At 63.9% G+C, this 24,094-nt stretch carries 22 protein-coding genes; 12 read left to right on the top strand and 10 right to left on the bottom strand.

The window, feature by feature from the left end:
• The first annotated feature begins 87 nt into the window (after nt 1-87).
• From tcyJ to ACZ9GA_RS29565, 12 genes are all read left to right on the top strand, one after another.
• A complete protein-coding gene (gene tcyJ, locus ACZ9GA_RS29620; protein WP_457358730.1) occupies nt 88-885 on the top strand; it encodes a cystine ABC transporter substrate-binding protein in 798 nt (265 codons plus the stop codon).
• Entirely contained in the window at nt 882-1,550 is a 669-nt protein-coding gene (gene tcyL / locus ACZ9GA_RS29615; RefSeq protein ID WP_457358732.1) for a cystine ABC transporter permease, read from the top strand. Before tcyJ ends, tcyL begins: the two co-directional genes overlap by 4 nt.
• Nucleotides 1,551-1,554: 4 nt before the next feature.
• The gene (gene tcyN / locus ACZ9GA_RS29610; RefSeq protein WP_457363624.1) at nt 1,555-2,298 is read left to right on the top strand and encodes an L-cystine ABC transporter ATP-binding protein TcyN; all 744 of its coding nucleotides are present in this window, start codon (nt 1,555-1,557) and stop codon (nt 2,296-2,298) included.
• 214 nt (nt 2,299-2,512) lie between these two features.
• Nucleotides 2,513-3,220 (top strand): hypothetical protein, encoded by a 708-nt coding sequence (locus ACZ9GA_RS29605; RefSeq protein ID WP_457358734.1) that lies wholly within the window; start codon nt 2,513-2,515, stop codon nt 3,218-3,220.
• Nucleotides 3,221-3,322: 102 nt separating this feature from the next.
• Nucleotides 3,323-4,558 carry an SfnB family sulfur acquisition oxidoreductase gene (locus ACZ9GA_RS29600; RefSeq protein ID WP_457358735.1) on the top strand — a complete coding sequence of 412 codons (1,236 nt, stop codon included), beginning with the start codon at nt 3,323-3,325 and terminating at the stop codon, nt 4,556-4,558.
• 20 nt (nt 4,559-4,578) lie between these two features.
• Complete coding sequence (locus ACZ9GA_RS29595; RefSeq protein ID WP_457358737.1) at nt 4,579-5,784, top strand: SfnB family sulfur acquisition oxidoreductase; 1,206 nt, start codon at nt 4,579-4,581, stop codon at nt 5,782-5,784.
• Nucleotides 5,784-7,145 carry an LLM class flavin-dependent oxidoreductase gene (locus tag ACZ9GA_RS29590; protein WP_457358738.1) on the top strand — a complete coding sequence of 454 codons (1,362 nt, stop codon included), beginning with the start codon at nt 5,784-5,786 and terminating at the stop codon, nt 7,143-7,145. Before ACZ9GA_RS29595 ends, ACZ9GA_RS29590 begins: the two co-directional genes overlap by 1 nt.
• Before the next feature lie 113 nt (nt 7,146-7,258).
• Nucleotides 7,259-8,050 carry a MetQ/NlpA family ABC transporter substrate-binding protein gene (locus ACZ9GA_RS29585; RefSeq protein WP_457358740.1) on the top strand — a complete coding sequence of 264 codons (792 nt, stop codon included), beginning with the start codon at nt 7,259-7,261 and terminating at the stop codon, nt 8,048-8,050.
• A gap of 2 nt (nt 8,051-8,052) precedes the next feature.
• Complete coding sequence (locus ACZ9GA_RS29580; RefSeq protein ID WP_457358742.1) at nt 8,053-9,171, top strand: methionine ABC transporter ATP-binding protein; 1,119 nt, start codon at nt 8,053-8,055, stop codon at nt 9,169-9,171.
• Nucleotides 9,161-9,805, top strand: a complete 645-nt coding sequence (locus ACZ9GA_RS29575; protein WP_457358744.1) for a methionine ABC transporter permease — start codon at nt 9,161-9,163, stop codon at nt 9,803-9,805. Before ACZ9GA_RS29580 ends, ACZ9GA_RS29575 begins: the two co-directional genes overlap by 11 nt.
• 38 nt (nt 9,806-9,843) lie before the next feature.
• Nucleotides 9,844-10,470, top strand: coding sequence for a class I SAM-dependent methyltransferase (locus tag ACZ9GA_RS29570; protein WP_457358745.1), 627 nt, complete (start codon nt 9,844-9,846; stop codon nt 10,468-10,470).
• A gap of 236 nt (nt 10,471-10,706) precedes the next feature.
• The gene (locus ACZ9GA_RS29565) at nt 10,707-11,222 is read left to right on the top strand and encodes a hypothetical protein (RefSeq protein ID WP_457358747.1); all 516 of its coding nucleotides are present in this window, start codon (nt 10,707-10,709) and stop codon (nt 11,220-11,222) included.
• 194 nt (nt 11,223-11,416) lie between these two features.
• Here the strand turns inward: ACZ9GA_RS29565 and ACZ9GA_RS29560 are convergent, their stop codons facing one another.
• The 10 genes from ACZ9GA_RS29560 to ACZ9GA_RS29515 all read right to left on the bottom strand — a co-directional run bounded on the left by ACZ9GA_RS29560 (nt 11,417) and on the right by ACZ9GA_RS29515 (nt 23,548).
• Nucleotides 11,417-14,485 carry an efflux RND transporter permease subunit gene (locus ACZ9GA_RS29560; RefSeq protein WP_457358749.1) on the bottom strand — a complete coding sequence of 1,023 codons (3,069 nt, stop codon included), beginning with the start codon at nt 14,483-14,485 and terminating at the stop codon, nt 11,417-11,419.
• Complete coding sequence (locus ACZ9GA_RS29555; RefSeq protein WP_457358751.1) at nt 14,482-15,552, bottom strand: efflux RND transporter periplasmic adaptor subunit; 1,071 nt, start codon at nt 15,550-15,552, stop codon at nt 14,482-14,484. The genes ACZ9GA_RS29560 and ACZ9GA_RS29555 overlap by 4 nt, the downstream gene beginning before the upstream one ends.
• On the bottom strand, nt 15,549-16,628 hold the full coding sequence (locus ACZ9GA_RS29550) for an efflux RND transporter periplasmic adaptor subunit (protein WP_457358753.1): 1,080 nt from the start codon (nt 16,626-16,628) through the stop codon (nt 15,549-15,551). Before ACZ9GA_RS29550 ends, ACZ9GA_RS29555 begins: the two co-directional genes overlap by 4 nt.
• Nucleotides 16,629-17,643: 1,015 nt before the next feature.
• Nucleotides 17,644-18,525, bottom strand: a complete 882-nt coding sequence (locus ACZ9GA_RS29545) for a transporter substrate-binding domain-containing protein (protein ID WP_027980056.1) — start codon at nt 18,523-18,525, stop codon at nt 17,644-17,646.
• Complete coding sequence (locus ACZ9GA_RS29540; protein WP_457358755.1) at nt 18,522-19,295, bottom strand: amino acid ABC transporter ATP-binding protein; 774 nt, start codon at nt 19,293-19,295, stop codon at nt 18,522-18,524. Before ACZ9GA_RS29540 ends, ACZ9GA_RS29545 begins: the two co-directional genes overlap by 4 nt.
• Nucleotides 19,292-19,951, bottom strand: coding sequence for an amino acid ABC transporter permease (locus ACZ9GA_RS29535; protein WP_457358757.1), 660 nt, complete (start codon nt 19,949-19,951; stop codon nt 19,292-19,294). Before ACZ9GA_RS29535 ends, ACZ9GA_RS29540 begins: the two co-directional genes overlap by 4 nt.
• Nucleotides 19,932-20,597, bottom strand: coding sequence for an amino acid ABC transporter permease (locus ACZ9GA_RS29530; RefSeq protein WP_455921704.1), 666 nt, complete (start codon nt 20,595-20,597; stop codon nt 19,932-19,934). Before ACZ9GA_RS29530 ends, ACZ9GA_RS29535 begins: the two co-directional genes overlap by 20 nt.
• Nucleotides 20,598-21,068: 471 nt before the next feature.
• On the bottom strand, nt 21,069-21,851 hold the full coding sequence (locus tag ACZ9GA_RS29525; RefSeq protein WP_457358759.1) for a MetQ/NlpA family ABC transporter substrate-binding protein: 783 nt from the start codon (nt 21,849-21,851) through the stop codon (nt 21,069-21,071).
• Between the two features lie 158 nt (nt 21,852-22,009).
• The gene (locus ACZ9GA_RS29520) at nt 22,010-22,957 is read right to left on the bottom strand and encodes a sigma 54-interacting transcriptional regulator (RefSeq protein ID WP_457358761.1); all 948 of its coding nucleotides are present in this window, start codon (nt 22,955-22,957) and stop codon (nt 22,010-22,012) included.
• A 9-nt stretch (nt 22,958-22,966) separates the two neighbouring features.
• Nucleotides 22,967-23,548, bottom strand: coding sequence for an alpha/beta hydrolase (locus ACZ9GA_RS29515; RefSeq protein WP_457358763.1), 582 nt, complete (start codon nt 23,546-23,548; stop codon nt 22,967-22,969).
• Between the last annotated feature and the right edge of the window lie 546 nt (nt 23,549-24,094).

The following is a 24,094-nucleotide window of genomic DNA, read 5'->3' as shown; positions in this document are numbered from 1 at the left end:
TTTTCAGCCATAACGACAGGCGGCGATAATTACGCCTCCAGCGCAAGGATGCGTTGCCTTCCCTCACAACAACATATGGGGCATCACATGACTTTTTCCGCGTTGCGTCGCAATCTCCTCATCGCCAGCATGGGCCTGGTCATGGGTTCCGCTCTGGTCGGCCAGGCAGTGGCTGGCGACGAGCTGAAATCCATCCAGGACAAGGGCAGCATCAGCGTAGGCCTTGAAGGCACCTACCCGCCGTTCAGCTACGTCGACGAGAACGGCAAGCTCACCGGCTTCGAAGTGGAGTTCGCCCAGGCCCTGGCCAAAGAGCTGGGCGTGACCGCCAAGCTGCAGCCGACCAAATGGGACGGCATCCTCGCATCGCTGGAGTCCAAGCGCCTGGACGTGGCCATCAACCAGGTGACCATCTCTGAAGAGCGCAAGAAGAAGTACGACTTCTCCGAGCCCTACACCGTGTCGGGCATCCAGGCCCTGACCCAGAAGAAGGACGCGGGCAAGATCACCTCGGCCAATGACCTGACCGGCAAGAAGGTCGGTGTGGGCCTGGGCACCAACTACGAGCAGTGGCTGAAAGACAACGTGCCGGGCGCCGTGATCAAGACCTACGACGATGACCCAACCAAGTACCAGGACCTGCGCGTAGGCCGTATCGACGCCATTCTGGTCGACCGCCTGGCTGCGTTCGAACTGATCAGCAAGACCAACGACACCCTGGCCGTTTCCGGCCCGGCGTTCTCCCGCCAGGAAGCCGGCGTGACCCTGCGCAAGGGCGAGCCTGAGCTGCTGGCCGCCATCAACAAGGCCATCGACAAACTGCGCGCAGACGGCACCCTGGCCAAGCTGTCGCAGAAGTATTTCAACGCTGACGTGACCAAATGATTGAAGAAAGTCTGAAACTGGCGCTGGATTCAGCGCCTTTCCTGCTCAAGGGTGCCGAATTCACGGTGCTCTTGAGCCTGGGCGGGATGTTTTTCGGTTTGCTGCTGGGCTTCGGCCTGGCGCTGATGCGGCTGTCACGCTTCATGGTGGCGCGGGGTATTTCGCGGGTCTACGTGTCGTTCTTCCGCGGCACGCCGTTGCTGGTGCAGTTGTTCGTGATCTATTACGGCCTGCCACAGGTCGGTATCGAGCTGGACCCGCTGCCGGCGGCCTTGATCGGTTTCTCGCTGAACATGGCGGCCTACGTGTGTGAAATCCTGCGTGCGGCCATCAGTTCCGTGGACCGTGGCCAGTGGGAAGCGGCCGCCAGTATCGGCATGACCCGTGGCCAGACGCTGCGCCGGGCGATTCTGCCCCAGGCCGCGCGCACCGCCCTGCCGCCGTTGGGCAACAGCTTTATCTCGCTGGTCAAGGACACCGCCCTGGCGGCCACCATCCAGGTGCCCGAGCTGTTCCGCCAGGCGCAGCTGATCACCGCCCGTACCTTTGAAGTGTTCACCATGTATTTGGCTGCGGCGCTGATTTACTGGGTGCTGGCCAGCGCGCTGTCGGCGCTGCAGAACCGTCTAGAAGCGCGGGTCAACCGCCATGACCAGGAGGCCTGACGCCATGATCGTGGTGGAAAAACTGACCAAGCATTTCAACGGCAACGCCGTGCTCAAGGGCATCGACCTGCGCGTCGACGCCGGCGAAGTGGTAGCCATCATCGGCCCCAGCGGTTCGGGCAAGACCACCTTCCTGCGCTGCCTGAACCTGCTGGAAACCCCGGACAGCGGACGCATCCGCATGGGTGACATCGAGATCGACGGCAGCCGCATCGCCCAGCAACAGGGGCTGATCCGCCGCCTGCGCCAGCAGGTGGGCTTTGTGTTCCAGAACTTCAACCTGTTCCCGCACCGCACGGCGCTGGAAAACGTGATCGAAGGCCCGGTGGTGGTCAAGAAGACCCCACGCGCCCAGGCCGAGGCCCTGGGCCGCAAGCTGCTGGCCAAGGTTGGCCTGGCGGGCAAGGAAGACGCCTACCCGCGTCGGCTGTCCGGTGGGCAGCAACAGCGAGTGGCAATCGCCCGGGCCCTAGCCATGGAGCCGGAGGTGATCCTGTTCGACGAACCCACCTCGGCGCTGGACCCGGAACTAGTAGGCGAAGTGCTGGCGACCATTCGCAGCCTGGCCGAAGAAAAACGCACGATGGTCATCGTCACCCACGAAATGGCTTTCGCCCGTGACGTGGCCAATCGCGTGGTGTTCTTCGACAAGGGTGTGATCGTGGAACAGGGCGAGGCCAAAGCCTTGTTCGCCAACCCGCAGCAGGAGCGCACCAAGCAGTTCCTCAGCAAGTTCCTGGCTGGCTGAGCACCAATGTAGCCGCTGCCGCCAGGCTGCGCTGGCCCCCGCGTACACCCGAAATATCAGGGTTGGACTACGGGCCAGCGCAGCCTGGCGGCAGCGGCTACAGGGGGCGCCGTTTGTAGGAATGGTCTGAACAGGCACAACGGCAATCCCCCCACCTTGACCCCCGCACCGGCAACCCCCTATCAAGGACGCCCTGCCCTCAAGGAGACTCGCCATGCGCCTGTTCAATGGATCTGAACTCTCGCCGCCCACCCTGCCCCCCTGCGCCAGCCACGGCATAAGCCTGCACGCCGCCAACCACCTCAGCGCCACCATCGCCCCCTACCCCGACATGGACCAGGGCGATCTGGTCGAGTTGTTCTGCAACAGCCGTTTCGTCAGCGCCCACCCCCTGCAAGCCGACGACATAGGTAACACGTTGCAGCTGCCCATCCCCGCCAGCTTCGTACTCAGCGGCGAAGCCCACCTGCACTACCGCGTGCTGCGCGTCGGCCATCGGGCGCAAAAGTCCCAAAGCCTGAGCGTGCCGGTGAAGCTCGACTGCCCCGGCGGCTCGCTTCAGGTCGACGGCGAAAACCAGTTCCTGGCCCCGGTGCAACTGCCCGACGAGGTGTGCCTGAACACCCTCAAGCGCGGCATCCCCTTCAGCATCGAGCCTTGGCGCCACATGGCCGCGCTCGACTGCCTGACCCTGCGCTGGGGCGATCTGCGCCTGGACTTGCCGCCGTTGCATGGCGATCAGGTGGGCGAGCCGATCAAGGGCCGCATCCCCAAGTCCATGGTGCGCGAAGCTGGCCAGGACGCTCATCTGGAGGTGACCTATTGCATCCTCGACCGGGTCGGCAACCCGTCCGGCTGGGCCCCTTCCCGGCAGGTGCGGGTGTACCGCGATCCCGCTTCTATTGATATTCCTAAAGGTTAGTATATTTAAAATTTATACACGATTAGGGTATATAAACCGGACCACCGGACCAACGCATTTTCCGTCGCGACAACGCGGCGCTATTCATGACGTGAGGACGGTATGGTCAGCAACAACGACATCCAGTCGCATCTGGACACCCCGCCACCGCTGCTGCCCGCCAAGGTGCTGGGCAGCGACGCCGAGGCCCTGCAGGCCGCCCATGAACTGGCCGCCGCTGCCCGCAGTGGCGCTGCCACCCGCGACCGCCAGCGGCAGTTGCCCTGGGCGCAGATCGAGCAGTTCACCGCCACTGGCCTGGGTAGCATCTCCATCCCTAAAGCATTCGGCGGGCCGCAGCTTTCGTTTGTCACCATTGCCGATGTGTTCCGCATCGTCTCGGCCGCCGACCCGGCGCTGGGGCAGATCCCGCAGAACCAGTTCGGCCTGCTGCACTTGTTGCCGGGCGTGGCCACGCAACAGCAGCAGCGCCAGTTGTTCACCTCGGTGCTGCAAGGCGCGCGCATCGGCAATGCCGGTCCCGAACGCGGCACCCGCAATACCCTGGAACTCAAGGCCCGCATCACTCGCCAAGGCGACAACTACGTCATCAACGGCCAGAAGTTCTACTCCACTGGCGCCCTGTTCGCCCACTGGGTAGCCGTCAAGGCACTGAACGAGGAAGGCCGCCAGGTGATGGCGTTTGTGCCCCGTGGCACCCCTGGCCTGCACATCGTCGATGACTGGAGCGGCTTCGGCCAGCGCACCACCGCCAGCGGCACGGTGCTGCTGGACAATGTGGTGGTGGCCGCCGACCTGGTGGTGGACAACTGGCGCAGCGGCGAACGGCCGAATATCCAGGGCGCAGTGTCGCAACTGATCCAAGCTGCCATCGATGCCGGTATCGCCGAAGAAGCCATCGCCGACACCATCGCCTTCGTTCGCGAGCGCTCGCGCCCCTGGGTCGACGCCAACGTGGAACGCGCCAGCGATGATCCGTATGTGATTGCCGACGTCGGCCGCCTGACCCTGGAGCTGCACGCTGCCCAGGCGCTGCTGCGCAAGGCCGGCCGGGTGCTGGACGAGGTGTTCGCGGGGGTCATCGACCAAGACGCGGCTGGCCGCGCGTCCATCGCCGTGGCCGAAGCCAAGGTGCTGACCACCGAAATTGCCCTGCAGGCCAGCGAGAAGCTGCTGGAACTGGCCGGCAGCCGCGCCACCCTGGCCGAGTTCAACCTGGACCGCCACTGGCGCAACGCCCGCGTGCACACCCTGCACGACCCGGTGCGCTGGAAGTACCACGCCGTGGGCGCCTACCACCTCAACGGCAGCCTCCCCGCCCGCCACTCCTGGATTTGACCAGCGCACCGGAGAACGCAATGAACGCATTCACCCCCAAGCCGGGGCCGGTGGAGCTGATCCGCTCTGACGCCCAGGCCATCGAAACCGCTCACCGCCTGGCCGCCACCCTGCGCCAGGACAGCATCGTACGCGACCGCGAACGCCGCCTGCCCCATGACGAACTGGCGCTGTTCAGCCAGTCCGGGCTGTGGGCCATCAGCGTGCCGAAAGCCTTCGGCGGTGCTGGCGTGTCCAACGTCACCCTGGCCCAGGTAGTAGCCATCATCGCCCAGGCCGACGCCTCCCTGGGGCAGATTCCGCAGAACCACTATTACGCCCTGGAAGTGCTGCGCGTGAACGGCAGCCCCGAACAACAGCGCCGTCTTTATGCCGAAGTACTCGCCGGCCAGCGCTTCGGCAACGCCCTGGCCGAACTGGGCACCAAGACTGCCCACGACCGCACCACGCGCCTGACCCGTGACGGCGACGGCTACCGCATCCACGGCCGCAAGTTCTACGCCACCGGCGCCCTGTACGCCCAGCGTATCCCTACCTCGGTGGTGGACGAGCAAGGCGTGCAGCAACTGGCCTTCGTGCCCCGTGACAGCCAAGGCCTCGAAGTTATCGACGATTGGAGCGGCTTCGGCCAGCGCACCACGGGCAGCGGCTCGGTGGTGTTCGACCACGTCTACGTCGCCGCCGAAGACGTCATCCCGTTCCAGACCGCCTTCGAGCGCCCCACCCCGGTCGGCCCGCTGGCGCAAATCCTCCACGCCGCCATCGACACCGGCATCGCTCGCGCCGCCTACGAAGACGCCCTGCACTTCGTGCGCACCCGCACCCGGCCGTGGATCGACTCCGGCATCGAAAAGGCCGTGGACGACCCGCACAGCCTCAAATCCATCGGCCATTTGGCCATCCGCCTGCACGCCACTGAGGCGCTGCTGGAACGCGCCGGCGAATACCTCGACCTGGCCCAGGCCGACAGCAACGCCGACAGCGTGGCCGCGGCCTCCATCGCCGTGGCCGAGGCCCGCGCCATCAGCACCGAAGTGTCGCTGGCCGCCGGCAGCACCCTGTTCGAACTGGCCGGCAGCCAGGCCACCCTCGCCGAGCATGGCCTGGACCGCCACTGGCGCAACGCCCGCGTGCACACCCTGCACGACCCGGTGCGCTGGAAGTACCACGCCATCGGTAACTACTACCTCAACGACGAGAAGCCGCCACGCCGAGGGACCCTTTGATGAGCGATAAGAAGATCCTGCTCAATGCCTTCAACATGAACTGCATCGGGCACATCAACCACGGCCTGTGGACACACCCGCGCGACACCTCTACCCAGTACAAGACCCTCGAGTACTGGACCGACCTGGCCAAGACCCTCGAGCGCGGCTTGTTCGACGGCCTGTTCATCGCCGATATCGTCGGTGTCTACGACGTGTATCAGAACAGCGTCGACGTGCCGCTGCGCGAGGCCATCCAACTGCCGGTCAACGACCCGCTGCTGCTGGTCTCGGCCATGGCCGCGGTAACCAAAAACCTGGGCTTCGGCCTGACCGCCAACCTCACCTACGAGCCGCCCTATCTGTTCGCCCGCCGCATGTCCACGCTCGACCACCTGAGCCGTGGCCGGGTGGGCTGGAACATTGTCACCGGTTACCTGGACAGCGCCGCCAAGGCCATGGGCCTCAGCGAGCAGGCCGAACACGACCGTCGCTACGACCAGGCCGACGAGTACCTGCAGGTGCTGTACAAGCTGTGGGAAGGCAGCTGGGAAGACGACGCCGTGGTCAACGACCCGGCCCGCCGCGTGTACGCCGAGCCGAGCAAGGTGCACAAGGTGGAGCATCAGGGTGAGTTCTACCAGGTCAACGGCTACCACCTGTGCGAGCCCTCGCCCCAGCGCACGCCGGTGCTGTTCCAGGCCGGTGCCTCGGAGCGTGGCCTGCTGTTCGCCGGGCGACATGCTGAGTGCGTGTTCATCAGCGGCCAGACCCGGGCGGCTACCCGTGCCCAGGTCGACAAGGTGCGCGCCAGTGCTGCGGCCGCCGGGCGCCGCCCGGAAGACATCAAGGTGTTCATGGGCCTGACCGTGATCGTCGCCCCGACCGAGGAGGCCGCCCGCGCCAAACACGCCGAATACCTGCAATACGCCAGCGCCGAAGCCGGCGTGGCGCATTTCGCCAGCTCCACCGGCATCGACTTTGCCCAGTACGAGCTCGACGAACCGATCCAGTACGTGAAAAGCAACGCCATCCAGTCGGCCACCAAGAACCTGCAGAACAACGACTGGACCCGCCGCAAGCTGCTGGATCAACACGCCCTGGGCGGGCGCTATATCACCCTGGTCGGCTCGCCCGAGCAGGTGGCGGATGAACTGATCGGCTGGCTGGACGACACCGGCCTGGACGGCTTCAACCTGGCGCGTACGGTGACGCCGGAAAGCTACGTGGACTTCATCGACCTGGTGGTGCCGGAGCTGCAACGGCGCGGGCGGTACAAGACCGCGTATGGCGACGGCACCTTGCGCGAGAAGCTGTTCGAGCAGGGCGCGCGCCTGCCGCACAACCATATTGCCAGCGAATTCAAACCACACAACTTGTAGCCGCTGCCGCCAGGCTGCGCTGGCCCGTATTCCAACCCTGAGTTCTCGGGTGTACACGGCGGCCAGCGCAGCCTTCGGCAGCGGCTACGGATAAACCATTTCGGAGCTGACCCATGAAAAAACTCACCACCCTGCTGCTCACCCTCAGCCTGGCCACCGGCCTGGCCCATGCCGCCGATGCCCCGCTGAAAATCGGCACCACCGCCGCCTTCGCCATCCCCCTGGAAGCCGCCGTCGCCGAAGCCGACAAGCAAGGCCTGAAAGTGCAACTGGTGGAATTCACCGACTGGATCGCCCCCAACGTCAGCCTGGCCGCCGGTGACATCGACGTGAACTACTTCCAGCACATCCCCTTCCTGGAAAACGCCAAGGCCGCCGCCGGCTTCGACCTGGTGCCCTACGCCCCAGGCATCATCAACAACGTCGGGCTCTACTCCAAGAAGTACAAAAGCTTCAACGACCTGCCCGACGGCGCCACCGTGGCCATCGCCAACGACCCCATCAACAGCGGCCGTGGCCTGCAACTGCTGGCCAAGGCCAAGCTGATTAGCCTCAAGGACGGCGTGGGCTACAAGGCCACCGAGGACGATATCGTCGCCAACCCCAAGCACCTGAAGATCCTGCAGGTGGAAGCGGTGCAGCTGGTGCGCGCCTACGATGACGCCGACCTGGTGCAGGGCTACCCCGCCTATATCCGCCTGGCCAAGACCTTCGATGCCGAGTCGGCGTTGCTGTTCGACGGTGTCGATCACCCTGAGTACGTGATCCAGTTCGTGATCCAGCCCAAGGAGAAGGCCGACCCGCGCCTGGCCAAGTTCATCGACATCTACCAGCACTCGCCGGTCGTGCGCGCCGCCTTGGACAAGACCTACGGCAAGCTTTACCAGACCGGTTGGGGGAGCTGACCATGAGCAGCGCCCAGCGCCTGATTGAAACCACCACCACCGTCAGCGCCGAGCGCACCCAGCTGCACCCGGAACTGGCCAACGCCCACGTGCGCTTCATCGGCGTGGGCAAGACCTATCAGGGCCAGAACGGCCCGGTGCAGGCCCTGCAAGGCATCGACCTGAACATCCAGCGCGGCGAGATCTTCGGCATCATTGGCCGCAGCGGCGCTGGCAAGTCATCGCTGATCCGCACCATCAACCGCCTGGAGCAACCCAGCGTCGGCCGGGTGCTGATCGATCAGGTGGACATCGGCGAATTCGACGAAGACCACCTGGTGGCGCTGCGGCGGCGCATCGGCATGATCTTCCAGCACTTTAACCTGATGTCGGCCAAGACCGTGTGGCAGAACGTCGAGCTGCCGCTGAAGGTGGCGGGCGTGAGCCAGGCCGAGCGGCACCGCAAGGTCAGCCAACTGCTTGATCTGGTGGGCCTGGCCGACAAGCATCACGTCTACCCGGCGCAGCTGTCCGGCGGCCAGAAACAGCGCGTGGGCATTGCCCGTGCCCTGGTGCACGACCCGGCGATTCTGCTGTGCGACGAGGCCACCTCGGCGCTAGACCCGGAAACCACCGAGTCGATCCTGACGCTGTTGCGCGACATCAACCAGCGCCTGGGCCTGACGGTGATCCTGATTACCCATGAAATGGCGGTGATCCGCGATATCTGCGACCGCGTGGTGGTGCTGGAAAAAGGCCAGGTGGTTGAGCAAGGACCGGTGTGGCAAGTGTTTGGCGACCCGCAGCACGAGGTCAGCAAGACCCTGCTGGCGCCTTTGCAGCATGGCTTGCCGGCCGAGTTGCAGGCGCGCCTGCACAGCGAGCCGCAATCGGCCGCTTCGGCACTGGTGCTGGGCCTGCGCCTGACCGGCACCGACGGTGACGAGCCGGACCTGTCGGCGCTGTTCCACAGCCTGGGTGGCCGCGTCAGCCTGCTGCAGGGCGGCGTCGAACGCATCCAGGGCCGCGCCCTGGGGCAACTGGTGATCGCCGTGGCGCACTCGCCGCTGGCTCGCGAACAATTGGTGGAACGTGCCGCCCTGTGGGCGCATCGCGTGGAGGTGCTGGGTTATGTGGGCTGAACGACTGTTGCAAGGCATCCTCGACACGCTGCTGATGGTCGGCGTGTCGTCCTGTATCGCGCTGATCCTTGGCATTCCCCTGGCGGTGATCCTGGTCACCAGCAGCAAGGGCGGCATCTACGAAGCCCCCGCCGTAAACCGGGTGCTGGGCGCCTTTGTGAATCTGTTCCGCTCGGTGCCGTTCCTGATCCTGATGGTGGCGCTGATCCCCTTCACCCGACTGATCGTGGGCACCACCTACGGCGTGTGGGCCGCCGTGGTGCCGCTGACCATCGCCGCCACGCCGTTCTTCGCGCGCATCGCCGAAGTCAGCCTGCGTGAGGTGGACCACGGCCTGATCGAGGCCGCCCAGGCCATGGGTTGCCGACGCTGGCACATCATCTGGCACGTACTGTTGCCCGAGGCGCGGCCCGGCATCGTCGGCGGTTTCACCATCACCTTGGTGACCATGATCAACTCCTCGGCCATGGCCGGCGCCATCGGTGCCGGCGGCCTGGGCGACATCGCCTACCGCTACGGCTACCAGCGCTTCGACAGCCAGATCATGCTGACCGTGATCGTGCTGCTGGTGGTACTGGTGGCGTTCATCCAGTTTGGCGGCGATCGGCTGGCCAAGGTGTTGAACAAGCGCTGAGGTATCATCGTGGTCATCACCCACCGTTGGCGACCACGATGAAACTCGACCCCCAGGCCCTGCAACAGATCACCCAGACCACCCTGGGCAACTACAACCAGACCGCCGAAAGCTTCCGTGCTGGCACCCGCGACCACGATGTCAGCCAGAACATCGAGGCGCTGTTGCGGCATATCCAGGTGCCAGCGCCTGCGCAGATCCTCGACTTTGGCTGCGGGCCGGGGCGCGACCTGCGCACCTTCACCCACCTGGGTCATGTCGCGACCGGGCTGGATGGCAGCGAGCGGTTCGCCGAGATGGCGCGGGCGGACAGTGGCTGCGAGGTGTGGCAGCAGAACTTTCTGGAGCTGAACCTGCCGGCCGAGCGCTTCGACGGCATCTTCGCCAATGCGGTGCTCTTCCATATCCCCAGCCAGGAACTGCCTCGGGTGCTGGCTCAGTTGCATGCCACGTTGAAGCCAGGGGGTGTGCTGTTCAGCTCCAACCCGCGTGGCGACAACCAGGAAGGCTGGAAAGGCCCGCGGTATGGGGCCTATCACGACCTGGAGAATTGGCGGCGGGTGCTGACCGAGGCCGGGTTTGTCGAGCTTGAACACTACTACCGCCCGGCAGGCTTGCCGCGCGAGCAGCAGCCCTGGTTGGCGAGTGTGTGGCGCAAGGCTTGAGTCCTCGGCGTCTGCTTCCCGAGCTTCGCCCGGTCCCACAACGGTGATGCGTGGTGCCTGTGGGACCGGGCGAAGCTCGGGAAAAAGACGCCGCCTGGTTCAGCCAAACCCTACTACCCCGTAGCCTGGCGTCAGCGGCTGCATGAGGCCACTCGCGTAGCACCCTGGTACAAAAACTCGATTGCCGCTATTGGATCTGCCGAAGAAACTGTCGCCCTTTTGCATTGGCGCCCACCATGGCAGGCAGTATTCAAGAACGAGGGGATCGAGCATTAGCGGATGCATTCGAAGCATTGCTCAATGCAGCGATTGATCTCGCTGAATGCAAGGGTACTTTGCCTCATAACACTCAGTCACCGAGCTTTTCCTACCTGCTGACGCCCAAGCAGTTCGACAAAATCCGAAAAATATGCCGAGAGATGAACTGGCCTGTCCCAAACAGGCGGGGCATATTGATGGACCTGCAGGCGGTCGCACATCCGCTTGCGTCAAGGTCTCGGAAAGATGGCTGCACACCTCAAGAAACGTTGTCCATTCTGGTCAACGCATACTGCGCATACAGCCAGATCGGTTTGAACAAACCTAAACACACACAAGGAATTATCTTCAACACCGGCCGCAAAGTGCGAATTGGGGATGCGATGTATTTTGCGGTAGCAGTACTTCAGGTTTGCACTGAGGGAGGGGAAAAGTACTTGGCCCCGGTCACTGCGTATCACGCAACCGAGGCCAAGCTGAAGAATATCAAGTGACTACGAGGAAGGACGGCCTCACAGGAAAGTCTTTCGCACTGAAGCGAAACAACCGGGCACCTGCAATTTCCCTTCATATGAGCTTGGCAAGCCAAGCCCTGCGCAGCTCCGCCGACAAATTTTCTGCTGTCGCGTAGTCAGCTGCAATCTTAAGCCGCGCAACCAGTCGGTCGCAAGGCTAGCCGTCGGAGCAATTACGTGTCCGTATGTTGCGCAGTGGTCTTCTTCGGCTCCTTGATCTTGTACCACGCCACATACAGCGCCGGCAGGAACAGCAGCGTCAGCAGCGTGGCGCTGATGATGCCGCCGATCATGGCGTAGGCCATGGGGCCCCAGAATACTTCGCGGGCGATGGGGATCATGCCCAGGCTGGCCGCAGCGGCGGTCAGCAGGATGGGGCGGCGGCGGTGCTGGGCGGCTTCGACCACGGCGTCCCAGGGGGCGTAGCCGTCCTTTTCGAAGATGTCGATCTGGGTCACCAAAATCACCGAGTTGCGGATGATGATGCCGATCAACGCCAGGATGCCGAGGATGGCCACAAAGCCCATCGGCGTGCCGGTGGGCACCAGTGCCACCACCACGCCGATCAGCCCCAGCGGCGCGACGCTGGCCACCAGGAACATCTTCTGCACGCTGTGCAGCTGGATCATCAGGAAGGTCGCCATCAAAAACAGCATCAGCGGCACCACCTTGGCGATTGGGCCCTGGGCCTTGCCGCTTTCCTCCACGGTGCCGCCGGTGGCCACCTTGTAGCCCACGGGCAGGCTGTTGGCGAACTGCTCGATGTCGGGCTTGAGCTGGGTGACCAGGTCGGTGGGTTGCATCTGGTCGCGCACCGAGGCCTTGATGGTGATGGTGGGGTGCCGATCACGACGCCACACCAGCGGTTGCTCCAGCTCATAACGCACGGTGGCGAACGCCAGCAACGGGATCGACACGCCGTTGGGGGTGACGATCTGCAGGTTCTGCAAGGTCTCGGGCGAGCCCCGCTCGGCGTTTTCGGCGCGGCCCACCACGTTGATCAGGTAGATGTCGTCGTTCACCTGGGTCACGGCGGTGCCGCTGACGATGGTATTCATCAGCTTGGCCACGTCCTCCGAAGACAGCCCCAACTGCCGGGCCTTGTCCTGGTTGATGTCGATGCGCAGCACCTTGCCCGGCTCGTTCCAGTCGTAAATGATCTGGCCGATGTGCGGGTTCTTGTCCAGCAGGGTGGCCAGGTCGATGGCGTGCTTGCGCACCTGGTCGATGTCTTTGCCGCTGACCCGGTACTGGATCGGCCGGCCCACGGGCGGGCCCATCTCCAGGGTCTGCACGTAGCTGCCAATGCCGACGAAGTTGTCGCGCAGGCGCTGGCGCAGGCGGTCCATCAGGGCGGCGCGCTGCTCCAGGCTTTTGCTGACGATCACCAGCTGGGCGTAGTACGGGTTCTCCAGTTGCTGGTCCAGCGGCAGGTAGAAACGAATCGCGCCCTGGCCAATGTAGGTGCTCCAGCGGTCGATGTCCGGGTCGTCCTTGAGCGTGGCTTCCAGCTTGTCCACGGCCTTGCGCGTCTCGTTGATCGAGGCGTTCTGCGGCAGGTTGAGCTCCACCAGTACTTCAGGCCGGTCGGAAGACGGGAAGAACTGGTTCTGCACAAACTTCATGCAGAACACCGACAACAGAAAAATCCCCACGGTAATCGCCACCGTCAGCCAGCGATGGCGCATGGACCACAGCAGCCCGCTGTTGAACGCCCGGCCGATGCGCCCCGCCTCGTTGGAGTGCGGCTTCACGTTGGTGCTGAGGATATGCACGCCCAGCACCGGCGCGAACAACACCGCCACCACCCACGACACCAGCATCGCCACGGCGATTACCGCGAACAGGGTGAAGGTGTATTCCCCCGCCGAGCTGGCGTTGAGGCCGATGGGCACGAAGCCCGCCACCGTCACCAAGGTACCGGTCAGCATCGGGAATGCCGTGGAGGTGTAGGCGAACGTGGCCGCCTGCTCTTTGGTCTCGCCCATTTCCAGGCGCGTGACCATCATCTCCACGGTGATCATGGCATCGTCCACCAGCAAGCCCAGGGCGATGATCAACGCCCCCAGCGAGATACGCTGCATGGTGATGCCGCTGTATTCCATGAACACAAACACCAGCGCCAGCACCAACGGGATCGAGCAGGCCACCACCAGCCCGGCGCGCACGCCCAGGCTGATGAAGCTGACCACCAGCACGATGATCACCGCCTCGAACAGCGCGCTGGTGAAGCCGCCCACCGCCTCTTCCACCACCTGGGCCTGGTCAGAGACGTTGTGGATGCCCACGCCTACGGGCAGGTCAGCGGTGATCTCGGTGATGCGCTGGTGCAGCGCCTTGCCGAACGACTGGATGTTGCCACCGTCGCGCATGGCGATGCCCAGGCCGATGGCCGGCTGGCCGTTGAAGCGGAACATGGGCGTGGGCGGGTCGCTGTAGCCGCGCTGGATATCGGCGACGTCGGCCAGGCGATAGAAGCGGTCGTTGAGCCGCAGGTTGACGGCGGCCAGGTCTTTCTCGGAGGCGAACTGGCCGCTGGTGCGCACGGAAATGCGCTCCGGCCCGGCCTCGATCACCCCGGCGGGCGTCACTGCGTTCTGTGCCTGCAGGGCCTGCACCACCTGGCGCTGGTCGATGCCCAGGGCCGCCAGTTTGCGGGTCGAGAAGTTCAGGTACAGCACCTCGTCCTGGGCGCCGATCATCTCGATCTTGCCCAGCCCCGGCACCTGGCGGATCTCGGCGCGCGCCTGCTCCACGTAGTCGCGCAACTGGCGCATGCTCAGGCCGTCGGCGGTGAAGGCGTAGATCGAGCCATACACATCGCCGAACTCATCGTTGAACGCCGGCCCCTGGATGCCCTGGGGGAAGCTGCTGCGGATATCGTCGATCTTCTTGCGCACCTGGTACCAGATCTGCGGGATGGCCTTGCCGTTGGTGGTGTCGCGCAGGTACACGAACACGGTGGACTCGCCGGGACGGGTGTAGCTTTTCACGTAGTCCAGGGAGTCCAGCTCTTCGAGCTTTTTCTCGATGCGGTCGGTGACCTGCAGCAGGGTTTCGTCCTGGGTGGCGCCCGGCCAGCGGGTCTGGATGATCATGGTCTTGATGGTGAAGCTGGGGTCTTCCTCGCGGCCCAGGTTGAGGTAGGAGAACACCCCCATCAGCAAGGCCACGAACATCAGGTACCAGACGAAGGACTGGTGCTTGAGCGCCCAGTCGGACAGGTTGAAGCTTCCTTTCATTGCTTGCTGCCCTCGTCCACTTTGACCTTCTGCCCGGGTTTGAGACTGTTGACGCCAGCGCTGACAACGCGCGTGCCGGCCTTGAGCCCGGCGCTGACGATGACTGAGTCCTTATCACGGCTGAGCACCTGCACCGCCTGGGGCGCGACCGTGTGGTTTTGCATGTCGAGAATCCAGATGCGCGACTGGCCGTCGATGTCCTGAATGGCGCTGAGCGGCAGCTCCACCTTGGGTTCGATGGCCGTGCTCAGGGTGACGCCGATGGCCGTGCCCAGGCGGAACGCCGCCGGGGTGTCGGCCAGGCTCAGGCGCGCGCGACGGGTGCGCGTGGCGCTGTCGGCCTGGGGCTCCAGTTCGCGCAGGGTGGCGGTGGTGGCGATGCTGGGTTCAAGCTGGTCGGCGACGCTGAAGGTCACGCCCTGGGGCAGTTGCTCGGCCAGGGTCGAGGGAAGGTCGATGACGGCTTCCTTGATGTCGGGTCGGGCCAGGGTCACCACTTCCTGACCGGCGCCCACCACTTGGCCGGCCTCGGCGTTCCAGTGGGTGACCACGGCGTCGTGGTCGGTGCGCAGTTCGCTGTAGTTGAGTTGGTCACGGGCCTGGCTGACCGAGGCCTTGGCCTGGTCGAGGGAGGCCTTGGTGGTCTTCAGGTTGGTCTGCGCCACGTCCAGCTGCGCCTGGGCGCCCACGCCACGGTCGAACAGCTCCTGCTGGCGTCGGGCGTCGGCCTGGGCGTTGATCCATTGCGCCTGCACGCGAGCCAGGTCGCCTTGGCTTGAGCGCACCTGGTTCTGCAGATCGGTGGGGTCGAGGGTGGCCAGCAGGTCGCCGGCCTTCACTTCGCTGCCCACGTCCACGGCGCGGCGGGCGATGCGGCCCGACACGCGGAAGCCCAGGGTGCTTTCGTAACGGGCCTGGATGGTGCCGGCGAAGCGGCCCAGTTGTTCCATGTTCTGCGGGGTGATTTCCACCGACAGCACCGGGCGTACCGGCTCGGGCGGAGGTTCGTTCTTCGAGCAGCCCAGCAACGCCAGGCCCAGGCACATCAGCGCCAACGTACGACTCATGGTTTGCCCTCGGCGGCGATCTCGACCTGCATGTCCGGGTGCAGCAATTGACCGCCAGCCACCACGACCTTCTCGCCGTTCTGCAGGCCATCGCCGATGACCACCTTGCCGGTCAGGTAGCGGATCACCGTGACCTTCTGCAGGCTGGCCTTGTTCTGCGCGTCCACCCGCCACACGGCGGGGTCGCTGCCGTCCTTGGTCAGGGCCGACCAGGGCAGTTCGATGCTGGGTTTGGCCGGGCCGCTGAGGCTGCCGCTGACCACCGCGCCCAGGTTCATGCCCGGCGGCAGGCTGGCCAGCGCGACTTTGACCTGCAAGGTACCGGTCTGCGCCGACACCGCCGGGGTCACTTCGCGCACCTTGCCGCTGGTCTTGATGCTGGGGTCTTCGACCAGGCTGACCGGCACCGGCTGGTCGGTGGGCGGGGCGACGAACAGGGATTCGTAGACGTTGAACACGGCGTCGCGCTCGCCATCGCGGGCCAGGCTGAAGATCGGCACGGTGGCCTGCACCACCTGGCCGACTTCGGCCTGGCGGGCAGTGATGATGCCCGGCGCGTCGGCCACCAGGTCGGTGTAGCTCAGTTGTTCGCGGGCGCTGGCCAGTTGGGCGTTGGCGGCGGTCAGGGCGCTTTGGCTGCTGCGCAGGGCGGCTTGGGCGGAGTCGTATTCGCTTTGGCTGGTGTAGCCCTTGGGCAGCAGTTTCTGCTGACGCACGAAGGCGGCCTGGGCCTGGGTGACGCGGGCCTGTTCGGCGAACACGGCGGCCTTGGCGGAATCGACGTTGGTCTGCAGGTCTTTGGGGTCGAGCTGGGCCAGCACCTGGCGCGCGGTGACGCGGTCGCCGACATCGACCATGCGCTTGATGATCTTGCCGCCCACGCGGAATGACAGCTGGGTTTGCACCCGTGCCTGAATGTCCCCGGTGAGGCTGACCGGCGCGGCGAAATCGGCGCTTTGCACCGACATCACCTGCACGCGCGGGTATTCGCGCGGTGCCGGCTTGCCCTGCCCACAACCGGCCAGGGCCGCCGCAAGGCACACCCCAGCCACCAACCCCAACCGACGAGCAGCCATGCAGGCTCCTTTGCGTGCGCTATCAACTCAGAATCATTGCGACTGTGAGGGTAGCGCAGGGTTCATTGTGGGGACAATGATGCCGTCAATGGCAAATCCGCAAACCTGTAGCCGCTGCCGCCAGGCTGCGCTGGCCGGTGTGAACCCTGAAGATCTCCAGTGAGGCTTGGGGCCAGCGCAGCCTACGGCAGCGGCTACGGATTGATGTAGCCGCTGCCGCCAGGCTGCGCTGGCCGGTGTGGACCCTGAAGATCTCCAGTGAGGCTTAGGGCCAGCGCAGCCTGCGGCAGCGGCTACGGATTGATGTAGCCGCTGCCGCCTGGCTGCGCTGGCCGGTGTGGACCCTGGAGATCTCCAGTGAGGCTTAGGGCCAGCGCAGCCTGCGGCAGCGGCTACGGATTGATGTAGCCGCTGCCGCCAGGCTGCGCTGGCCGGTGTGAACCCTGAAGATCTCCAGTGAGGCTTGGGGCCAGCGCAGCCTACGGCAGCGGCTACGGATTGATGTAGCCGCTGCCGCCAGGCTGCGCTGGCCGGTGTGGACCCTGAAGATCTCCAGTGAGGCTTGGGGCCAGCGCAGCCTACGGCAGCGGCTACGGATTGATGTAGCCGCTGCCGCCAGGCTGCGCTGGCCGGTGTGGACCCTGGAGATCTCCAGTGAGGCTTAGGGCCAGCGCAGCCTGCGGCGGCGGCTACGGATCGATGTAGCCGCTGCCGCCAGGCTGCGCTGGCCGGTGTGGACCTTGAAGATCTCCAGTGAGGCTTAGGGCCAGCGCAGCCTGCGGCAGCGGCTACGGATTGATGTAGCCGCTGCCGCCAGGCTGCGCTGGCCGGTGTGAACCCTGAAGATCTCCAGTGAGGCTTAGGGCCAGCGCAGCCTGCGGCAGCGGCTACGGATTGATGTAGCCGCTGCCGCCAGGCTGCGCTGGCCGGTGTGGACCCTGGAGATCTCCAGTGAGGCTTGGGGCCAGCGCAGCCTACGGCAGCGGCTACGGGTTCGGTTTGGTTGGGTATTACATCACCCCTGCCACTTGCCGCCTTCAACGATCACGCTCTCAGGCTTGGTGTCATCACTCAACTGCTTGCGAACATACTGGTCATACAGCTTGAGCAGATACTTCTGCTCACCCAGCTTGGCCAGTTCGGTGTTAACCCAGTCACGCAGCTCGATGTTGCCTTTCTTCACCGCCGGAGCAATCGGGGCTTCAGCGCCCAGTTTCTCGTCCAGCACGCGATAGCCCGGGTTCTGCTTGGCCCAGCTGAACAGCACCAGGTTGTCCTGGGCATAGGCATCGCCACGGCCGTTGGCCAAGGCCTGCAGCGACTCGGAGTTTTTCTCGAACTTGAGCAGTTTCCAGTCCGGATGGTTTTTGGTCAGCCACACGTCAGCCGTGGTGCCGGTGGTGACGATGGTGGTGCGGGTAGCCAGGTCATCCAGGCTTTTCACGCTGCTGTCGTTAGGCACCAGCGCCTGCACCGCTACCTTCAGGTTGGGGTTGGTGAAGTCCACCGCCTGCTGACGCTCGGGGGTGACGGTCATGTTGGCCAGGATCAGGTCGACCTTGTCGCTCTGCAAGAAGGGAATGCGGCTGGCCGGCTCCACTGCCACGAACTCGACCTTGTTCTCGTCGCCCAGCAGGTCCTTGGCGAACTGGCGGCCGATGTCGGTATCGAAGCCCACGTAGCGGCCCTTCTCATCGACGAAACCGAACGGCGGCTTGTCGGTGAACACGCCGACAATCAGCTTGTCGCGCGCCTTGATGGTGTCCAGGTAGCTGGTGGTGGCAGGTGCAGCACCCGAAGCAACCGGTTTGGCCGGGGCTTCGGACTTGTTGCAGCCGGCCAACAGGGCCAGGCCCAGCAGGGGCACTAACAGCAGTGACGATTTGGCAGTTTTCATGAAAGCTCCTTTGCATGCGACTTGGGCATGGCTTCGACGTAGGAGAACTTCTCCAGGAACTGCTGCGCGCGTGCGGTCTGCGGGTTCGTAAAGAAAGCCTCGGGATGGTGTTGTTCAAGGATGCGCCCGGCGTCCATGAACACGATGCGGTCGGCCACCGCGCGGGCGAAGGCCATTTCGTGGGTGACGATGAGCATGGTCATGCCGCCGCGGGCCAGGTCCAGGATCACTTCCAGCACTTCCTTGACCATCTCCGGGTCCAGCGCCGCAGTGACCTCGTCGAACAGCATGACCTGGGGGTTCATGCACAACGAGCGGACGATGGCGATGCGTTGCTGCTGGCCGCCCGACAGTTGCCGCGGGAAGGCGTCGCGCTTGTCCCACAGCCCGACCCGGCGCAGCAGCGCCTCGGCCTGGGCGGTGGCTTCGGCACGCTCGCGGCGCTGCACTTTCAGCGGGCCCAGCAGGATGTTGTCGAGCACGCTCATGTGGCCGAACAGGTGATAGCTCTGGAACACCATGCCAACCTGCTGGCGCACCTGGCGCCAGTCGGTGGCCTTGCCCAACAGCTCGTCGCCCGCCAGGCGCAGGCTGCCGCTGTGGGCCACTTCCAGGCCGTTGAGGCAGCGCAGCAGCGTGCTCTTGCCGCAGCCGCTGGGGCCGAGGATGACGATCACCTCGCCGGCCTGCACCGACAGGTCGACGTTGTTCAGCACCTGGTTGCTGCCGAAGTATTTGTTGAAACCCTTGAACTCGATCAATGCGCTCATGCTTGCGTCCAGCGCCGCTCCAGCGCGCGCGAGGCGGCCGACAGCGGGTAGCAGATGAAAAAGAAAAACAGGAACAGCGCGCCGTAGATCAGTACCGACTCGTACGTACGCTCGATGATCTGCTGGCCCACTTTGATCACGTCCACCACGCCGATCAGCACCGCCAGCGAGCTGGTCTTGATGATGCGCGTGTAGATATTGATGGTCGGCGGCGTCATGCGCTTCAGCGCCTGGGGCAGCAGCACATAGCCGTACAGCTGCGCGCCGGACAGGCCGATGGACAGCCCCGCCTCACGCTGGCCGCGCGGCAGCGAATGCAGTGCGCCGCGCACCACTTCACCCACCTCGCTGGCGCCCCACAGCGACAGCACCAGCACCGCGCACCAGAACGACGGGATGCTGAGGCCGAAGAAAATCGGCAGGCCGAAAAACAGCAGGTACAGCCACACCAGCACGGGGATGGCGCGGAACAGCTCCAGATAAACGCGCAACAGCAGGTTCAGCGCCCGCTGGTTGAGGCTCCGGAGCACGCCGTAGAGCACGCCACCCACGCTGCTGAAGACAATGCTCAGCGCCGAGATCGCCAATGTCTGCGCGGCGCCCTTGGCCAGTTGCGGCAAGGACACCAACAGCAGTTCAAGACCCGAACTGGCCATGTTGCAACCTCCTTTCCAGGCGGCTGAGCAGCAGCGACAGGGGCAAAAACAGCAACACGCAGATCAGCGTCAGCACGGTGAGCATTTCGTAGGTCTTGTAGTACAGGGCGATGTAGCTCTTGGTGGTGTAGAGGATTTCCGGCACCGCCACCGCCGAGACCACGGTGGTTTCCTTGAGCAGGAAAATGAAATTGGCGAACAGCGCGGGCAGGCTGAGGATGCCGGCCTGGGGCAGGATCACGTGGCGCAGCAACTGGGTATCGGACAGGCCGATAGAGCGCCCGGACTCGATCTGCGCGGCGGGCACGGCTTCCACGCCGGCGCGCAGCACCTCGGTCAGGTAGGCACCGCCCAGGAAGGTCATGGTGACGATGGCGGCGGTGAAACCCGAGACCTTGATGCCCAGGGCCGGCAAGGCGAAATAGACGAAGAACAGCTGGATCAGCAGCGGCGTGTTGCGCGCCAGCTCCACGTACAGCGCCACCAGGCGGTGAAGGTACGGCGTGCGATAGACCAGCAACGCGGCATTGATCAACGCCACCAGCAGCGAGGTGCAGATGGCGATCAGGCCCACTTGCAGCGTCACCCCTACCGCCTTGAGGAAGGCCGGCAGCGTGCTGAGGATAAAGGGAATATCAAGGTTCAAGGAAACACAGCCTCCTGGCGCGCGTGTCGGGCGACGGCGCAGGAAGCGACTTTAAGGGTATATAAAACTAAATTTAAATACCGTTAAGGCATATGCATATCACGGAAATTTTTTTGCGGGCATGGATCTTTTTCGTACGGGCGTACTCGAAAAAAATCAGCCCATTCCAAGGAAGACAATAATGAACAACAAGACCGTGAAAAAGCTCGATCCCAAGGAAGTGCTCAAGCTGCTGACCGCTTTGCGCCGGGCGGTGAAAGCTGCCCGCTGATTCGCTTTACCGGAGCGTCTTCAGCGTTCACACCGGCCAGCGCAGCCTGGCGGCAGCGGCTACACGCCCGTAGCCGCTGCCGAAGGCTGCGCTGGCCCTGCTCCGCACTGAAGATCTCAAGGGTTCACATCGCAAGGCAATAAAAAACGCCGACGCTGTAAAAGCCGTCGGCGTTTTTGTCAGTGCAGCTCAACCGGCAATCAGAACGCCGGCAGTACCGCGCCGTTGTACTTCTTGGCGATGAAGGCTTTCACTTCCGGGCTGGTCAGGGCAGCGGCCAGTTTCTTGATGGCGTCGCTGTCCTTGTTGTCCGGACGGGCAACCAGGTAGTTCACGTACGGCGAGTCAGCACCTTCGATCACCAGGGCGTCCTTGGCCGGGTTCAGGCCGGCGTCCAGCGCGTAGTTGGTGTTGATCATGTCCAGGTCAACCTGGTCCAGGGCGCGTGGCAGCATGGCCGATTCCAGTTCCTTGAACTTCAGGTGCTTGGGGTTCTCGGCGATGTCTTTAGGCGTGGCCAGGGCATTCTTCGGATCTTTCAAGGTGATCAGGCCGGCTTTCTGCAGCAGCAGCAAGGCACGACCGCTGTTGCTGCCTTCGTTAGGAATGGCAACGGTAGCGCCGTCCTTGAGTTCGGACAGCGACTTGATCTTCTTCGAGTAGCCACCGAAGGGTTCCACGTGCACGCCGATCACGGTCACCAGGTTAGTGCCCTTGCCTTCGTTGAAGTTCTTCAGGTACGGCAGGGTCTGGAAGTAGTTGGCGTCCAGACGCTTCTGGTCAACCTGCACGTTAGGCTGCACGTAGTCGGTGAATACCTTGATTTCCAGGTCTACACCTTCCTTGGCCAGGACTGGCTTCACCAGCTCCAGGATTTCAGCGTGCGGGACCGGCGTGGCAGCAACCACCAGCTTCTCGTTGGCGTTGGCAACACCCATGGTCAGGGCGGCGGCCAGGGCAGTGAACAGCAGAGCCTTTTTCATGCAAAGTCCTTGATCAATAAGGTGCCAGCTGCGTATTTGGCCGGCTTGGGGCGGACAATACCGATATTCTTTATATCAAGACAATATCTTTTAATTCGCTGCTTATGCCTTTTTTACCATTTTTCAGCAAAAGGCCATGTCGGCGCCTGGTGCATGGATCAGCCCGCCTGTTGCGCCAGACGCAATGCGCTGCGCTCCAGCAACGCCTTGAGGCCTTGAAGGGCCAAGCCAGAGCCTTCGCTGAACAATGCGTCAATCTGCCGCTCGATATCGGCCAACGGTTCGGGCGCCGATGGCAGGTTCAGGTGCTCGGGCAGGATCTCTTCGCCACTGCTCACCAGCAGGGCGAAATGGATGATGTTTTCCAGCTCGCGGGTATTGCCCGGCCAGCTGTGGCGCTCCAATACCTGCTGGGCGCTTTCGCTGATGAAAGGCACTGACAGGTTGAGGCGCACGCTGTAGATGCCGACAAAATATTCGGCCAGCGAAAGAATGTCGCCCGGCCGCTCGCGCAACGCCGGCAGTTCCAGGTGCCCTTCGCTCAGGTAATGAAACAGCCGCTCATTGAACTTGCCCGCCGCCACCGCCTGGGCCAGGTCGATGCTGGTGGCTGCCACCAAACGCACATCCACCGGGCTTGGCTGCTGGGCGCCGACGCGGGTGACTTCATGGTTCTCCAGCGCCGCCAGCAGCTTTTGCTGAATAGGCAGCGGCAGGTCGCCGATCTCGTCCAGGTACAAGGTGCCGCCGTTGGCCGAGCCGAACCAGCCAGCGCGGCTGCTGGCCGAGCCGCTGTGGGCTCCGGCGCTGTAGCCGAACAGCTCAGCGTCGGCGTAGGTGGGGCTGATGGCGCCGCAGTTGACTGACACGAACAGCCCGGCGCGATCGCTTTCCCGATGGATGTGGCGTGCCAGCAGCTCTTTACCGGTACCGGTCTCACCCTTTATCAACACGGGCAGGCTGCGCGGCGCCAGGGCTTCCATCTCCCGGCGCAGTTGCCGCGAACGCGGGTCGACGAACACCAGCGCCTTGGCGCGAATGCTCAACGGGCTTTTGTCGGCTTCGGGAAAGGTCAGCAACGGCTGGCCGAATTCAGTGTGACTCATGGCACCACCTTAGGCGCGTAGCAAGGCGTGCTGCTCGATACGACCCTGCAAACGATAGAGATAAGCAAATCCCTGCTCCCAGCGCTGGTGGCCGGATTTGACGTTGATGTGGCCGGCCCCGGTAAGGAAACCAGCTTCGCTGCCCCAGTCGCGAGCCATGTCCATGGCGCGCGGCACGCTGACGGCCGGGTCGTTGTCGGAACTGACGATTTGGCTGGGGAACGGCAGCAGGTGACGCGGAATGGGGGCAAAATTGCGCAAGGCCGTGTTGCAGGTAGGCCGCTCGACATCCGCCGGCGCCACCAGCAATGCGCCGCGCACCTTGCGCAGCGAGGCACGCGGCGCGTGCTCGGCCCAGTGGGCAACGGTGACGCAACCCAGGCTGTGGGCAATCAGGATCACCGGCGTGTCATCGGCGTTCACCGCCTCTTCCAGCGCGCCTACCCAGGCCTCGCGTTGTGGGGCATGCCAATCCGCCTGCTCGACCCGCGCACTGTTGGGCAGGCTGGCCTGCCAGTGGCTCTGCCAATGGTCCTGTGGCGAACCTTGCCAGCCTGGGACTATCAAGTAGCGGATCGATTCATTGCGCATGGAATACGCCTCCTGCATCGTTTTGCGTGGGGTTCAGTATAAAGGCGAGGTATATATCCGTTAAGGAATAAGAAGCTATTTGTTAATAACCTATAACGATATAACTGCTTGATTGCCCTTATTGATCGATAATCATTCTCATCTATCAAAGAAAGATGGGCAAGGATTAATCAGGCTTTCTAGGGCCCCCATCAATCTCATGCCAGGCCACCAAGGCTAAAACCTCGGTGTGTCAGGCCATGGCGCGTTGCAACAGACGTGGGAGCGGGCTCTGCCCGCGAAGCGCCGCGCGGGCGGCGCTCGATCTGAAGGGCGCCAGAGAGACCAAGGCATGCACCTCCAAGGCCCATGCAATTTCAACTCAGGCACATCGGGATGTTTGCGATTTTATCGACGGTAGACCGCGTCATGGCCACCAGGTGCTAGCCGATGATGTTATGGCGCTCTTGAGATCGAGCGCCGCCCGCGCGGCGCTTCGCCGCCTCACGCGCAAGCCCGCTCCCACGTCTGTTGCAACGCGCCATGGCCTGACACACCGCGTGTTTA

The organism is Pseudomonas sp. TE3644 (genome assembly GCF_056278815.1).
This window is presented reverse-complemented; position numbering and strand designations above follow the sequence as displayed.

Coding starts and splice junctions, on each gene's coding strand:
- tcyJ (WP_457358730.1), top strand. CDS start 88: ATGACTTTTTCCGCGTTGCGTCGCAATCTCCTCATCGCCAGCATGGGC.
- tcyL (WP_457358732.1), top strand. CDS start 882: ATGATTGAAGAAAGTCTGAAACTGGCGCTGGATTCAGCGCCTTTCCTG.
- tcyN (WP_457363624.1), top strand. CDS start 1,555: ATGATCGTGGTGGAAAAACTGACCAAGCATTTCAACGGCAACGCCGTG.
- ACZ9GA_RS29605 (WP_457358734.1), top strand. CDS start 2,513: ATGCGCCTGTTCAATGGATCTGAACTCTCGCCGCCCACCCTGCCCCCC.
- ACZ9GA_RS29600 (WP_457358735.1), top strand. CDS start 3,323: ATGGTCAGCAACAACGACATCCAGTCGCATCTGGACACCCCGCCACCG.
- ACZ9GA_RS29595 (WP_457358737.1), top strand. CDS start 4,579: ATGAACGCATTCACCCCCAAGCCGGGGCCGGTGGAGCTGATCCGCTCT.
- ACZ9GA_RS29590 (WP_457358738.1), top strand. CDS start 5,784: ATGAGCGATAAGAAGATCCTGCTCAATGCCTTCAACATGAACTGCATC.
- ACZ9GA_RS29585 (WP_457358740.1), top strand. CDS start 7,259: ATGAAAAAACTCACCACCCTGCTGCTCACCCTCAGCCTGGCCACCGGC.
- ACZ9GA_RS29580 (WP_457358742.1), top strand. CDS start 8,053: ATGAGCAGCGCCCAGCGCCTGATTGAAACCACCACCACCGTCAGCGCC.
- ACZ9GA_RS29575 (WP_457358744.1), top strand. CDS start 9,161: ATGTGGGCTGAACGACTGTTGCAAGGCATCCTCGACACGCTGCTGATG.
- ACZ9GA_RS29570 (WP_457358745.1), top strand. CDS start 9,844: ATGAAACTCGACCCCCAGGCCCTGCAACAGATCACCCAGACCACCCTG.
- ACZ9GA_RS29565 (WP_457358747.1), top strand. CDS start 10,707: ATGGCAGGCAGTATTCAAGAACGAGGGGATCGAGCATTAGCGGATGCA.
- ACZ9GA_RS29560 (WP_457358749.1), bottom strand. CDS start 14,485: ATGAAAGGAAGCTTCAACCTGTCCGACTGGGCGCTCAAGCACCAGTCC.
- ACZ9GA_RS29555 (WP_457358751.1), bottom strand. CDS start 15,552: ATGAGTCGTACGTTGGCGCTGATGTGCCTGGGCCTGGCGTTGCTGGGC.
- ACZ9GA_RS29550 (WP_457358753.1), bottom strand. CDS start 16,628: ATGGCTGCTCGTCGGTTGGGGTTGGTGGCTGGGGTGTGCCTTGCGGCG.
- ACZ9GA_RS29545 (WP_027980056.1), bottom strand. CDS start 18,525: ATGAAAACTGCCAAATCGTCACTGCTGTTAGTGCCCCTGCTGGGCCTG.
- ACZ9GA_RS29540 (WP_457358755.1), bottom strand. CDS start 19,295: ATGAGCGCATTGATCGAGTTCAAGGGTTTCAACAAATACTTCGGCAGC.
- ACZ9GA_RS29535 (WP_457358757.1), bottom strand. CDS start 19,951: ATGGCCAGTTCGGGTCTTGAACTGCTGTTGGTGTCCTTGCCGCAACTG.
- ACZ9GA_RS29525 (WP_457358759.1), bottom strand. CDS start 21,851: ATGAAAAAGGCTCTGCTGTTCACTGCCCTGGCCGCCGCCCTGACCATG.
- ACZ9GA_RS29520 (WP_457358761.1), bottom strand. CDS start 22,957: ATGAGTCACACTGAATTCGGCCAGCCGTTGCTGACCTTTCCCGAAGCC.
- ACZ9GA_RS29515 (WP_457358763.1), bottom strand. CDS start 23,548: ATGCGCAATGAATCGATCCGCTACTTGATAGTCCCAGGCTGGCAAGGT.